General features: G+C 70.0%; 13 protein-coding genes. 5 read left to right on the top strand and 8 right to left on the bottom strand.

The window, feature by feature from the left end; genetic code table 11:
- The first annotated feature begins 113 nt into the window (after nucleotides 1-113).
- From KZQ38_RS03520 to KZQ38_RS03510, 3 genes are read left to right on the top strand one after another with little or no spacing between them, the layout of a single operon-like run.
- The gene (locus tag KZQ38_RS03520; protein WP_219438281.1) at nucleotides 114-1,610 is read left to right on the top strand and encodes an LCP family protein; all 1,497 of its coding nucleotides are present in this window, start codon (nucleotides 114-116) and stop codon (nucleotides 1,608-1,610) included.
- Nucleotides 1,611-1,643: 33 nt separating this feature from the next.
- Nucleotides 1,644-2,801 (top strand): LCP family protein, encoded by a 1,158-nt coding sequence (locus tag KZQ38_RS03515; protein WP_219438279.1) that lies wholly within the window; start codon nucleotides 1,644-1,646, stop codon nucleotides 2,799-2,801.
- A gap of 54 nt (nucleotides 2,802-2,855) precedes the next feature.
- The gene (locus KZQ38_RS03510; RefSeq protein ID WP_219438277.1) at nucleotides 2,856-3,551 is read left to right on the top strand and encodes a TIGR03089 family protein; all 696 of its coding nucleotides are present in this window, start codon (nucleotides 2,856-2,858) and stop codon (nucleotides 3,549-3,551) included.
- Between the two features lies 1 nt (nucleotide 3,552).
- On the opposite strand, the gene KZQ38_RS03505 is transcribed toward KZQ38_RS03510, so the two are convergent.
- Nucleotides 3,553-4,668 (bottom strand): glycosyltransferase, encoded by a 1,116-nt coding sequence (locus KZQ38_RS03505; RefSeq protein ID WP_219438275.1) that lies wholly within the window; start codon nucleotides 4,666-4,668, stop codon nucleotides 3,553-3,555.
- A 10-nt stretch (nucleotides 4,669-4,678) separates the two neighbouring features.
- On the bottom strand, nucleotides 4,679-5,089 hold the full coding sequence (locus KZQ38_RS03500) for a DoxX family protein (RefSeq protein WP_219438273.1): 411 nt from the start codon (nucleotides 5,087-5,089) through the stop codon (nucleotides 4,679-4,681).
- A 919-nt stretch (nucleotides 5,090-6,008) separates the two neighbouring features.
- Here KZQ38_RS03500 and KZQ38_RS03495 point away from each other — a divergent pair.
- A complete protein-coding gene (locus KZQ38_RS03495) occupies nucleotides 6,009-6,995 on the top strand; it encodes a hypothetical protein (protein WP_219438271.1) in 987 nt (328 codons plus the stop codon).
- Nucleotides 6,985-7,500: a hypothetical protein gene (locus tag KZQ38_RS03490; protein ID WP_219438269.1), complete on the top strand. Its 516-nt coding sequence runs from the start codon at nucleotides 6,985-6,987 to the stop codon at nucleotides 7,498-7,500. Before KZQ38_RS03495 ends, KZQ38_RS03490 begins: the two co-directional genes overlap by 11 nt.
- Nucleotides 7,501-8,017: 517 nt before the next feature.
- On the opposite strand, the gene KZQ38_RS03485 is transcribed toward KZQ38_RS03490, so the two are convergent.
- The 6 genes from KZQ38_RS03485 to KZQ38_RS03460 form a co-directional block, all read right to left on the bottom strand.
- Nucleotides 8,018-9,181, bottom strand: coding sequence for an acyl-CoA dehydrogenase (locus KZQ38_RS03485; RefSeq protein ID WP_219438268.1), 1,164 nt, complete (start codon nucleotides 9,179-9,181; stop codon nucleotides 8,018-8,020).
- A 72-nt stretch (nucleotides 9,182-9,253) separates the two neighbouring features.
- On the bottom strand, nucleotides 9,254-9,721 hold the full coding sequence (purE, locus tag KZQ38_RS03480; protein WP_219439333.1) for a 5-(carboxyamino)imidazole ribonucleotide mutase: 468 nt from the start codon (nucleotides 9,719-9,721) through the stop codon (nucleotides 9,254-9,256).
- Nucleotides 9,722-9,738: 17 nt separating this feature from the next.
- Nucleotides 9,739-10,935, bottom strand: a complete 1,197-nt coding sequence (locus tag KZQ38_RS03475; RefSeq protein WP_219438266.1) for a 5-(carboxyamino)imidazole ribonucleotide synthase — start codon at nucleotides 10,933-10,935, stop codon at nucleotides 9,739-9,741.
- A gap of 71 nt (nucleotides 10,936-11,006) precedes the next feature.
- A complete protein-coding gene (locus KZQ38_RS03470; protein ID WP_219438264.1) occupies nucleotides 11,007-12,005 on the bottom strand; it encodes an ABC transporter permease in 999 nt (332 codons plus the stop codon).
- The gene (locus KZQ38_RS03465; RefSeq protein WP_219438262.1) at nucleotides 12,002-12,874 is read right to left on the bottom strand and encodes an ATP-binding cassette domain-containing protein; all 873 of its coding nucleotides are present in this window, start codon (nucleotides 12,872-12,874) and stop codon (nucleotides 12,002-12,004) included. Before KZQ38_RS03465 ends, KZQ38_RS03470 begins: the two co-directional genes overlap by 4 nt.
- Nucleotides 12,871-13,272, bottom strand: a complete 402-nt coding sequence (locus KZQ38_RS03460) for a GntR family transcriptional regulator (RefSeq protein ID WP_219438260.1) — start codon at nucleotides 13,270-13,272, stop codon at nucleotides 12,871-12,873. The genes KZQ38_RS03465 and KZQ38_RS03460 overlap by 4 nt, the downstream gene beginning before the upstream one ends.
- Nucleotides 13,273-13,381: the final 109 nt, after the last annotated feature.

Here is a 13,381-nt window from a genome sequence, read left to right as displayed (position 1 = left end):
GCAACCCACTTCCCCGTTACAGCGTCTCCCGTATTAAGTGGAACGGCAGGCCGGGACCCCGGTCGGCCACTAATCTGGTTCGCAGTCGTGGCAGTACGGGGGAGGCACCACCAGTGGGCACCAGTCCGCGCAGACCGGTCGCGCTGCGAGTCCTCCTCACCACCTGGCGCTCGCTCGTCGCCCTGGTGTCGGCCGCCGTGCTGATGATCACCTGGTACGGCTGGACGTACCTGCGGGACATCCACGACGGCCTGGTCACGACCGACGTCATCCCGTCCTCGGTGGCCGAGCAGGGCGCGGCGCGCAAGCCGCTCGACGGCGCCATCGACATCCTGCTGGTGGGCGTGGACAGCCGCACCGACGCCCAGGGCAAGCCCCTGTCGGACGAGGTGCTGGCGCTGCTCAACGGCGGTGTGGCGGACGGCACGCTGAACACGGACACGATGATCCTGGTGCACATCCCCCAGGACGGCACGCGTGCGGTGGCCATCTCGTTCCCCCGCGACTCGTACGTGGAGATCGCGGACGGCTTCGGCAAGCACAAGCTGAACTCGGCGATGGCACGGCAGAAGAACGACACCGCGGCCCGGCTGCGCACCGAGGGCGTCACCGACGAGGCACGCATCGAGCGGGAGTCGAGCCAGCTCGGCCGCCGCACCCTGATCAAGACCATCGAGGGCCTGACCGGCGGCGCGGTCACCGTCGACCGGTACGCCGAGGTGAACCTCGCCTCGTTCTACGAGGTGACCAAGGCCGTGGGCGGCGTCGAGGTGTGCTTGACCAACGCCACCCGCGACTCCGACTCGGGCGCGGACTTCCCGGCCGGGCCGCAGACCGTCGCGGGCGCGGAGGCGTTGTCGTTCGTGCGGCAGCGCGGCGGCCTGCCCGGCGGCGACCTGGACCGGATCGTGCGGCAGCAGGTGTTCATCGGCGCGTTGGCCCGCAAGGTGCTCTCCACGGGCACGTTGACCGACTTCGCCAAGCTCGACCAGCTCGTGACGGCGATCAAGAAGTCCGTGGTGCTCAGCGACCGGTGGGACATCACCGAGTTCGCCGAGCAGATGCAGGGCCTGGTGTCGGGCAACATCCAGTTCCGCACCATCCCGGTCGGCCCGCCCACCGACACCTGGTCCGACGGCAACGTGCTGCCGGTGGACCCGGCGGGAGTGCGCCAGTTCATCAAGGGCCTCGCCACCGAGCCCGAGCCGACCGGCGGGGCGACCACGACGCCGAGCGGACCGCCGCCGTCGTCGATCACCACCCACGTGTTCAACTCCTCGGGCGTGGGGGGCCGGGCCATCAGCGTGCTGGAGATGTTGGCGGGCAAGGGTTTCCAGCGGGGCGAGGCGACCAGCGGCACGTACCTGGACACCACCGCCGTCCGGCACGCGCCGGGTGAGCGGTCGAGCGCGGATCGAGTGATTTCGGCCCTGGGCGGTAACGCGACGGCCGTCGAGGACGACTCCGTGCCGAGAGGGCAGGTTCAGGTGTACGTCGGCGCGGACTTCCCGTCGTCCGACGTGCCCGACCCGGCCTCGGCGGGCGCCGTCACGACCACCGCGCCGGTACCGCCGCCGATCACCGCGCAAGGTGTGGTCTGCGTCAACTGAACGCCGGACACCCGCAGACTAGGAGGACCGCCCGTGAAGGCCGCGGTGATCACCGGGCGCACGCTGCTGGCGTTGCTGTCCGCGGCCGTGCTGGTGGTGACGGGCTACAGCTGGTCGGCGGTGGTGCGGGTGGACCGCAGCGTCAACAAGACCGACGTGCTGAACCAGCTCTCCGACACACCGGACGCGCCGCCCGCCGACGACGGCGCGGTGGACGTGCTGCTGGTCGGCAGCGACAGCCGGACCGACGCGCAGGGCAGGCCGCTGCCGGACCGGGTGCTGCGCGAGCTGCGCACCGAGGCGACCGACACGGTCAACACGGACACCATCATCGTGCTGCGCGTGCCGCGCAACGGCGGTCAGGCGCACGCGGTGTCCATCCCGCGCGACACCTACGTGCGCATCCCGGACCACGGCGAGGAGAAGATCAACTCCGCGTACGGCCTGACCCGGTACTTCACCATGGAGCGCCTCGCCGCCGAGGGCGGGCACGACCTGGCCGAGCGGACCAAGCTGGGCGACCAGGCGGGGCGGCGGGCGCTGGTGCAGGTCGTGCAGGACCTGACCGGTGTGCGCGTCGACCACTACGCCGAGGTGAACCTGTACGGGTTCTACCTGCTGACGCAGGTCATCGGCGGGGTCGAGGTGTGCTTGAACAACGCCACCAGCGACCCCGACTCGGGCGCCAACTTCCGGGCCGGCGTGCAGACCGTCTCCGGCGGTGACGCGCTGGCGTTCGTGCGGCAGCGCAAGAACATCCCGAACGGCGACCTCGGCCGCATCACCCGCCAGCAGGTGTTCCTGAAGGCGGCGGTGTCGGGCCTGCTGTCCGCGGGCACGTTCGCCGACCCGGCGAAGCTCAACGGGTTGCTGGAGGCCGTGTCCGCGTCGGTGGTCGTGGACGAGCGGTTCGACCTCGCGACGCTCGCCGAGCAGGCGCGGAACCTGGCGGGTGGCGACGTCGAGTTCACCACCATCCCGGTGACCGGCGTCGGCGCGCGCAACGAGCGCGGGCAGAGCATCGTGACCGTCGACCGGGACGCGGTGCGGGCGTTCGTGACGCGGGTGCTGGGCGAGAAGGCGCCCGCGCCGACGACCACCGGCGCGCGGAAGTTCGGCGGTGGCGGTGCCGTGGCGTTGGACGGCGCGGTCCGGCGGCAGGCCGCGGCCGGCCCGCCGTGCGTCGACTGAGGCGGTCCGGACCCCGTCGCCCGCGGTGACCGGGCGGATGGCAGGGTGGAGGTCATGACCGTCACGGAAGCCCTGCTGACGCCCTTGTTCGCCGCGGGTCCCGGCCGTCCGCTGATCACCCACTACGACGACGCGGCCGGCACGCGCGTCGAGCTGTCCCACGCGACAATCGGCAACTGGGCGGCGAAGACGGCCAACTGGCTGCGCGACGAGCTGGACGTCGAGCCGGGCGACCCGGTGGCCGTGCGGCTGCCCGCGCACTGGCAGACCGCGGGCGTGCTGCTGGGCGCGTGGTGGTGCGGCGCGACCGTGACCGACGACCCGGCGGGCGCGAAGGTCGCCTTCGTGCCGCCCGCGGGCGAAGCGCCCGGCGCGGCGGCCGTGGCGACGGTTTCCCTGCACCCCATGGGTTTGGGCTGCGGCGCGGACCTGGACTACGTGGACGAGGTGCGCGTGTTCGGCGACGAGTTCACGCCGTGGGCGCCCGTGCCGGGCGACACGCCCGCCCTCGGCAAGTCCACTGTGGACGAAGTGGTGGCGGAGGCGCGGCAGCGGGCGGCGACGCTCGGCATCACCGCCGGGACGCGCGTGCTGTCGACGGTCGAGTGGGGTCAGCCCGACGGGCTGCTGAACGGTTTCCTGGCCGTGCTCGCGGGTGGTGGTTCGCTGGTCCAGTGCAGCAACGCCGACCCGGCCCTGCTGCCCGCGCGGCGGGCGAGCGAGCACACGGATCTGGACCTCGTGGGCTGAGTCAGGCGAGACCCGGCAGGAGGGCGGCGACGTCGTCCGGTGACGGCATGGCCGCCACCTCGGCGGCCACCACGCGGGCGGCGTCCCGGACGGCCGGGTCGGCGAGCAGCCGCCGTGCCCGGTCCGCGATCGCGTCGGCCGTGACGTCGCCGCCCACCAGCCGGTCGCCCAGCCCGCGTGCGGTGACGGCGGCGGCGTTGCCGAACTGGTCCGCGCCCTGCGGGAGCACCAGTTGCGGCACGCCCGCGCCGCACGCGCCCAACGTGGTCCCGCTGCCGCCGTGGTGCACGACGAGGTCCGCGTGCGCCAGCAATGCCGCTTGCGGCACCCACGGCAACACGGTCACGTGGTCGGGCACCGCGCCCAGCTCCGCCACCGCGACGTTGGGTCCGGCGGCCACGAGGACCCGCACGCCGGTCAGCGCGGCCAGGCCCGTGATCGCGGCACGCAGCACGCCCGCGTGCCCGTAGGCGGTGCCGAGCGTGAGGTACACCAGGGGGTGTTCGCCCACCCACGCGGGCAGCTCGCCCGGTTCGGCGAACGGCACGGGTCGCAACGGGAGCACGTCGTGCCGGGCCAGGAAACCGGGGTTCTGCAACGACGGCGGGCACACGTCCAGGTACGGGTCGCCGTGCACCAGCGGGTCGTCGGCGGGCAGGTCGACGCCCAGTTCGGCGGCCAGCGCCAGGGTCGGCTCCCACCCGGCGGGCAGGTCCTCGTCCCGCCACATGCCGCCGTAGCCGTGGCACACCCCCGGCACGCCCGCCTGCCGCGCCGCGAGTGCCGCGCCGAGGTTCGCCACCTCCCGCACCACGAGGTCCGGTCGCCACCGGCGGAGGAACGGTGACAGGTCGGCGTGGTTGCGGCGCGGGAGGGTCGACGTGAAGAGGGCGGTGATCACGTCGCGCGGGGTCTCGGCCGGTGGCCGGTCGCCGAGCGGGGCGTGCGGCGCGATGCCCGCCGGGACGTGCCGGAGGCCGTGCCGCCGCACGGCCGGGGCGAACTCGGTGGTGGTGGCGAACGCGACCTCGTGGCCCCGCCGGCGGACGGCCGCGGCGAGCGGCAGCATCGGGTAGGTGTGGCCGTGTGCGCCGAGGCAGGCGAAGAGGACCTTCACCCGGTCCAGCCTAGGACCGGACCTCCGCCGTGCGGCGGTTGCTGATCAGCCGGTCGACGGTGAGCGAGCCGCCGTTGAAGCCCAGGGCGAGTGCCGCGACGCCGAGCGCGAGCACCAGCTCGAAGCCGCCCTGGCCGAGCAGGCCGTTGGGCAGGTGCACGATGAACAACGCGCCCGCCATGTCGATGGCGAGCAGGATCCCGACCACCGGCAGGGCCGCGCCCGCGATGAGCAGCGCGCCGCCGGCGAGTTCCACCAGTGCGGCGTACCAGGCGGACAGCGTCGGCAGCGGGACGCCCATGCCGTCGAACGCCTGGGCCGTGCCGTCGAGCCCCCACTCGGTGATCTTCTGCCAGCCGTGGGCGAGGAACACCACGCCAACCCCGATGCGCCCGATGAGTGCCGCCACATCCCGAACCATGCTGTCGTTCCCTTCGTCCCGCGGTCAGTGCACGGCCGACGTTATATGAAATTTCAACCACCTTCGGGGCGGGGCGGGGCCTTGACAGCATGTCGACAGGGCGTGTCCACGACCCGCCACACCTGCGAGTGCTGACCGCGACGCGTGGTGGCGTCTCCAGGAGTCCGCGCCTGGGTGGGCGGTGGCACGTGGCGTGGCGCCGTGAAGGCGGCAGCGAGATAAGCGGCGAGTACGCGGACATCACGCCCCACTCGGCGCACCGCGCAGCCGAGTCGTGGAGCGAGGGTGAATACAACGGAGTTCAAGCCGGAGGGCACGCGAACCACCGTGGTTCACACTATGCGATTCGCGTCTCCGGATGTCTCGACCAGGCACTACTGAACTTTGTCAATCATTGCGTGTCAGGGAACACCCTTGACGTCTTGGCCCTAGCGCTCGTTGCCACGTGGCCAAGCCGATGGCAAGGCAGCGAGGTCGTCGAGGCGGTCCATCGCCGAACACAGCCAGTCCTGCGGTGACTCACCGCGCGAGCGCCCCGGCTGTGGACGCCGGCTCGCGGCCGAACTCGCTGTCGTCGATGGCGTACTCCCACACGCAGCTCAGGCAGCACCGCTAAACCGCTGCTGGTAAGCGAAGTGCGAGTCCGCGAATCGGGGCGGATGCGGGTGCAAGCACCGGCGGAACGGGCTCTGGGCGCACCGCCGACGGCGACACACCTTGGCCGTGAAGCCATCTCACACAGGTTCCACCATCCTGAGTTGCCCTGCGATCGTTTTTGCTTACGCACGGTGGGCATCCGCTGACTCCACGAAGTAAAACCGGACCAGTTGCAAGTCATGCTTGGCTTGGCGACGCGTCCAGCGTAATCTCCGTTCACCTTGCGTGACGCCCGTTACACTGGGCTGAAAGGGGCGAGACCATGGCTAAGCACGCGTATGTCGCTTACAAGCTGACCGTCACTAAGGCGCGCCAGGCCGACACGCTGTTGAACCTCGGCGATCTGGAGGCAACTGGAATCGACTTCCTTGCGCTTTTCCATGGCTTTCTTTCCGATGTCCAAGCCAAGCCCATAAAGGACGAAAGGTTTGGCCGTTACCTGGACATCGAGTCGATCTCACCACGAGGCCGCTGCATTCGCTTCATTACGCAGTACGGTCGGTACGGCACAACGGGAAGGTTGATCGACACCACGACCGGGGACACAACGCACGACTATGACGAAGACGAGTCGGCGGTATCGCCGACGCGCAATCTTCTAGCTTCTCCCGAGTCCGGCGATTCGGCGGTATTCCTAGCCGAGCGTTACGGTGGTCGTGGTGCGGCGTCCATGATACTGGGACAGTTCAAACGTGCATTCAAGCAGCGATTCGAAGATGACAATTTGATCTTCAACTACGAGGGATTGCTTGACCAGGCGGCTTGGGACAAGTACGTTCAGAATGCGGACATGACCGCGATAGAGGTGACTCGACATGGGGCATCATCCGACTTTGCCGACGGATCGGTCGCGAAGGCTGTCGGAAAGATCGTGTGCGCGGTCAAACCCCGATGGGGCGAGAGGCGTTTTCCTCGAACTGTGCGCGATCGGGTGCTGAGTAGCGAAGTAAAAGCGCAAGAAGTGATCGGACTGAAGGCTCAAGACGACGACGAAGTCGAACTGGTCCTGAACGATGGCGTCCAACAAAAGCGCCTGCTCGTCGGCCAGCCCGGAGTGCCCGTCCTGGTATATCCAGTAGCTGACGACAATGCCGACCGGCCTACGGACGACGAAGTCTATGCAGCAATGAGGCAGAAAGTGTCAGAACTCAGGACCAGCATAGGGCTGAAACTACCGTACGCATGGGAGGCCGGAGAGTGGGGACGGCAGCAGCTCGGCGTTGCCTTGGCAGCCGTTCGTGACGGCTAAGTGGTCAGCCGCGCGGATACTTCGCGACCATTGGAAGACCTTGGTCGACGCCAGGACAGGAAAGACTCGCGCACTGGACATAGTCGCGTTTTACGGCACGTCGACCCTGGTCGGGGTAACAGCATTTTTGGGTGAGTTCCAATTGCGCGGACTGGAGGGCGTGCTGAGCGGGGTTTCTATTTACACGGCACTCCTCTTCGGATTGCTGGTCCATGTATTTCAGCTTCGCATCCGCATGCTGGACCAGCCACCCGCGACACCCGAACCGGTTCGACTGATAGACGAGCTAGAAGCTAACGTGTCGTATACGGTTTTTGTTGGCGTACTCACTACCGCACTGTTAATAACAACTATCGCCCTGACCCCCAAGGACACACCGGCTTCAGTGGTTCTCAGCGCACCCGCGAGCGCCTTACTGGTGCATTTGATCTTGTCGTTGCTCCTTGTGTTGAAGCGCACGCGGGCCGCCTATCGAAACCTGACCCACACCATTTCGCGGCGATAGCAATGCGAAGTCACACGAAGGCGGCGCACCCTACGGACTGCGAACCAAGCCAGTAGATGGCTTGAAAAGATTCGCGAAACCGGCGGTGGCTACAGCCGAATTGACAAGGCCGCTTGTCCCTCACCGTTAACCGCGAAGTATCCCACTTGTCGATAAGCAGAGAACTTGCCTTCGCCAGTCGAGACCACCTTGAGGCATACCAAGCCGAAGGCGATCCGACAACTTGATCGCCACTGACAAGAACGAGCGGCCTCACACGGGCGATCTATTCCACGAGGCGATCCGGCAGGACAACTTCGGGGCAAGAGGGTTGCTCTACCGCAAACAGTCAGATGGATGCACGCGCTAAGGCATTCGACCCCGGCTTCACGCTCCGGACGTACACGCACCTGGTCCCGTCCAGCTACGAACGCGCACGCTCGGCGACCAACGGCGTGTTCGGTTCGCAAGATCGCGGCACGGGGGCGGCATGGTCATGGAGAACCGCCGCCCCCACACCGGATCCGAGGTCGCCGTCCTAGCCCTTGAGCAGGGCGCGCGACATCACGACGCGCTGGATCTGGTTCGTGCCCTCGTAGATCTGGGTGATCTTGGCGTCCCTCATCATGCGCTCCACCGGGAAGTCACGGGTGTACCCGGCACCCCCGAAGAGTTGGACCGCGTCGGTCGTCACCTCCATCGCCACGTCGGACGCGAAGCACTTGGCGGCGGCCGTGATGAAGCTGATGTTCGGCTCTCCCCGCTCGGCCTTGGCCGCCGCCACGTACACCATGTGGCGGGCCGCCTCGATCTTCATCGCCATGTCCGCCAACATGAACTGCACGCCCTGGAAGTCGGCGATCGCCTTGCCGAACTGCTTGCGGTCCTTCACGTACGCCACCGCGGCTTCCAGGGCGCCCTGCGCGATGCCCACGGCCTGTGCCCCGATGGTGGGACGGGTGTGGTCCAGGGTCCTCAACGCGGTCTTCAGCCCGGTGCCCGGCTCGCCGATGAGGCGGTTCTCCGGGATCGTGCAGTTCTCGAAGTGGATCTCCCGCGTCGGCGAGCCCTTGATGCCGAGCTTGCGCTCCTTCGAACCGACCACGAAACCCGGGTCGTCCTTGTGCACGACGAACGCCGAGATCCCCTGCGACTTCTTCGGGGCGTCCGGGTCCGACACGGCCATGACGGTGTACCAGGTGGACTCGCCCGCGTTGGTGATCCAGCACTTGGTGCCGTTGAGCACCCAGTGGTCGCCGTCGAGCCGCGCACGCGTGCGCATGGACGCCGTGTCGGAACCGGCCTCCCGCTCGGACAGCGCGTAGGACGCCATCGCCTCGCCGGAGGCGATGGACGGCAGCACCAGGCGCTTCAACTCCTCCGACGCCGACAGCAGGATGGGCATGGTGCCCAGCTTGTTGACCGCCGGGATGAGGGACGACGACGCGCACGCACGCGCCACCTCCTCGATCACGATGCACGTGGCGACCGAGTCGGCACCCTGCCCGTCGTACTCCTCGGGCACGTGCACGGCCGCGAAGCCGGACTTGACTAGCGCGTTCAGTGCCTCGACCGGGAACCGCTCCTGCTCGTCGACCTCGGCCGCGTGCGGCGCGACCTCCTTGTCGGCGAGTGCCCGGACGGCTTCGCGCAGCGCCTCGTGCTCCTCGGCGAGCTGGTAGGTACCGAAACTCGGGTCCACGTTAAGTTACCTCCCGGTAGGGCGTTCTACCGAGATGTTAGCGCGCGTTCACCACCCGCACGCAACACCACCTCAGAGCCCGGCGCGCAACGCCTCGTCCTTCTCCAGCACCAGCCGCTCCAACGACGCCTGGAACTCGGCCATCCGCTCCTGGAGCGCCGGGTCGGCCGCGGCCAGCACGCGGACCGCCAGCAGGCCCGCGTTGCGCGCACCGCCGACGGACACCGTCGCCACCGGCACGCCCGCCGGCATCTGCACGATCGACAGCAGCGAGTCCATGCCGTCCAGGTACTTCAACGGCACGGGCACGCCGATCACCGGCAGCACCGTCGCCGACGCGACCATGCCCGGCAGGTGCGCCGCGCCGCCCGCGCCCGCGATGATGACCTTCAGCCCGCGCCCGGCGGCCGACTCGGCGTAGTCCAGCATCCGCCGCGGCGTCCGGTGCGCGGACACCACGCTCACCTCGTACGGCACGCCGAACTCGGCCAGTGCCTCGGCCGCGGCCTTCATCACCGGCCAGTCCGAGTCGCTGCCCATGATCACGCCGACTGACGTCACTGCTGCCCTCCGTGGACTCCGTGGATGTCGTACCCGTCCAGCCACACGCCGTCGGACAGCCAGTGCGCCGCGAGCCGCGCCCGCTCACGCACCTCCGCCGGCCGCTCACCCAGGAACGTCACGTGGCCGATCTTGCGCCCCGGCCGCTCCGCCTTGCCGTACAGGTGCACGTGGGCGTCGGGGAACCGGGCGAACAGGTGGTGCAGCCGCTCGTCCGGACCCATCTCCGGCGGCGCGGCGGCGCCCAGCACGTTGGCCATGACGACGGCGGGCGCGACGAGGTCGGTCGCGCCGAGCGGGTAGTCCAGCACGGCACGCAGGTGCTGCTCGAACTGCGACGTCCGCGCGCCCTCGATGGTCCAGTGGCCGGAGTTGTGCGGGCGCATCGCGAGTTCGTTGACCACGAGGCCGTCCTCGGTCTCGAACAGCTCGACCGCGAGCAGCCCCACGACGTCGAGTTCGGCCGCGACCCGCAGCGCCAGCTCCTGCGCACGCACGCCGTCGGTGTCCGGCGCGGGCGCGAGGACCTCGACGCAGATGCCGTCCCGCTGCACCGTCTGCACCACGGGCCACGCCGCACCCTGCCCGAACGGCGACCGCGCGACCAGCGCGGCCAGCTCCCGGCGCATCGGGACGCACTGCTCCACCATCAGCGGCGTGCCGGCGGCCAGCAGCTCGGGCACCACGCGGTGCGCGCTCTCCGGCGTGTTCAACATCCACACGCCACGGCCGTCGTAGCCGCCACGCACCGCCTTCAGCACGCACGGCCAGCCGTGCTCCGCGCCGAACCGCACGACGTCCGCCGTCTCCCGCACCGCGGTGAACGGCGGCACGGGCAGGCCCAGCTCGGCGAGCCTGGTCCGCATCACCAGCTTGTCCTGCGCGTGCTCCAGCGCCGCCGGGCCGGGGTGGACCTTCACGCCGTCGGCGACCAGCGCCTTCAGGTGCTCCTGCGGCACGTGCTCGTGGTCGAACGTCAGCACGTCGCACGACTTGGCGAACGCCCGCAGCGCGTCCAGGTCGGTGTGCTTGCCCAGCTCGACGTCCCGCGCGACCAGGGCGGCGGGGTCGGCTTCGGTCTCGGCGAGCACCCGCAGCGACTGGCCGAGCGGGATGGCCGCCTGGTGGGTCATGCGGGCGAGCTGGCCGCCGCCGATCATGCCCACGACGGGGAGACGAGTTCGGGAGTCCACGGGTGACAGATCCTACCTGGGCAAATGGCGGTCGGGCCCCGCGCGCCCCCCGAGGCGCGCGGGACCCGTGCTCAGCGCCGGCGGACCCGGGTGAACGCCACCGCCAGCAACCCGGCCGCGAGCACGGCGAAGACGCCGAACTCGATGAGCTGGAACGGCACGACGCGGTCCGCCGGGTGGAAGTCGGTGAAATACTGCACCACGCCGTGGTCCGTCACGCACTTGATGTAGTTGTCCTCGTCGCCGCCCCGATACCCGTCCGAGCACACGCTCGGGAACGGCACCTCGCGACCGGCGGCGTCCGCGTAACCACCGCGGATGTGCATCGAACCCACCCTCTGGTCGTCGACGACCGTCGGGTCGCGGAACCTCGGCTCGTACATCTCGTACGTGCGCACGGGCGTCATGAAGTGAGGCCGCCACACATTACCGACCAGGAAGCGCACGGTGACGAACGCACCCAACGTCAACCCCATCGACAACACGGTCCGCCGGGTGAGCGCGCTGAACGCCAGGCCGAGCGCGAAGCCGAAGGCCGCGTAGCCGACCTGCACCAGCGGCGCGGCCTCGAACGAGAGCGAGCTGAACGGGGAGAACGGCACGTAGTACCCGCGCCCCGGGACCTGGGGCATGGCCTCGTTGACCGCGTCGAGCAGCACTAGCACGGCCGCGCCGAAACCGGCCGAGAGCCCGACCGCGGGCACGCCCAGCAGCACGACCTTGCCGAGCAGCCACCGGGTCGGCGGCAGGTCCTGGCTCCACACCAGCAGGTGCGTCTGCTGCTCGTACTCGCGGGACAGCAGCGGTGCGGCCCAGAACACGGCGATCACCGCCGCGCCGGCGGCTGGCAGCTCGGCGATGAGCTGCGAGGGACCACGCAGGCCGCCGATGAACCAGAACCCGTGGTCGGTGGTGCCGGTCGAGTTGATCAGCCACGCCAGCGCCAGCCACACCAGCGAGCCGAGCACGGCCCCGCCGCCGACGGTGAGGAGCTGCCAGCGGTGCTGCCGCCAGGTCAGCCACAGCAGGTCGGGCCAGCCGACCCGGTCCCTGCGGATCGCGGTGGTCACGCGGCCGGCTCCTTCCTGGTCACGGCGAGCTGCGCCAGCACGTAGTCCTCCAACGACACCGCCCGCTCCGCCCACTGGCCCGCCACCGCCGGCCGCGGCCCCTCGGGCAGGCGGACCAGGAACGACGACTGGCCGCCGTGGTGCCGCGCCTCGACGACGTCGCCGAGCACGGGCGGCACGTCCGAGCGCGGCCCCTCGTACCGGACGTGCCGGGCGAGCAGGTCGTCCAGGTCGCCGCCGACCAGCAGCCGGCCGCGGGCGAGCAGCAGCAGGTGGTCGGCGACGCCACCCAGCTCGGTCACCACGTGCGTGGACAGCAGCACGGTCATCCCGGTCGCGGCGACCTCGGCGAGCAGTTCGCCGGTCACCTCGCGGCGGGCCAGCGGGTCGAGGTTGGCCAGCGGCTCGTCGAGCAGCAGCACGTCCGGGCACGAGCCGACGGCCACCGCGAACGCCACCTGCGCCCGCTGACCGCCGGACAGCTTCCCGCACGGCCGGTCCAGCGGCACCTCGAAGCGCTCCAGCCAGCGCCGCGCCCGCGCCTCGTCCCACACGACGTTCAGGCGCGCGCCCAAGCGCAGCACGTCGGCGGCGGTGAAGCCCCGGTACACCGGCTTGTCCTGGGCCACGAACGCGACCCGGCCGGTCGCCACCGCCGACCCCTCGTCGGCGTTGACCAGACCCGCCAGGACGCTCAGCAGCGTCGTCTTGCCCGCGCCGTTCGCGCCGACCAGGGCGGCGACCCGCCCGGCGGGCAGCTCGAACGCGCACTCGCGCAGGGCCCACTTGGCGCGGTACCGCTTGCCCAGGCCGCTCGCCCGCACCGCGACCGCGGCCGTTCCGGCGGGCTCCGCGACGGTAGTGGTCATGTGACCGCCACCCCTTCCCCCTCGGTCTCCCCGGCGGTCACCACGGACCGCACCAGGGCGTCGATGTCTTCCCGGTCCAACCCGGCCGCGCGCGCCGCGCGCACCCACTCGACGAGCCGCGCGCGCAACGCGGCCAGCACGGCGGGGTCGGCGGAGCCGAGGCCGGCCTTCACGAACGTGCCCGCGCCCTGACGCGCCTCGACCAGGCCGGACCGCTCCAGTTCCCGGTACGCCTTGAGCACGGTGTTCGCGTTCACGCCGCTGGTCGCGACCACGTCCCGCACGGTCGGCAACCGGTCACCCGGACCGAGCCAGCCCAGCCGGAGCGCTTCCCGCGCCTGGCGCACGAGTTGGAGGTACGCGGGCAGCCCGCTCGACCGGTCCACGCGGAACTCCACACCATCACCCCCGTCCGAAATTGTTCTAGTCAACTAAGACACTAGTGAACTAGACCAGCCGCCGAGGCGTCAAGCAGACGAGGAGGCCCGCGACGCGAGGAAGCTCAAC

The organism is Saccharothrix obliqua, assembly GCF_019375475.1.
GTDB lineage: Bacteria > Actinomycetota > Actinomycetes > Mycobacteriales > Pseudonocardiaceae > Actinosynnema > Actinosynnema obliqua.
The sequence above is the reverse complement of the archived record's forward strand: the minus strand, read 5'-3'. Positions and strand labels throughout refer to the sequence as shown.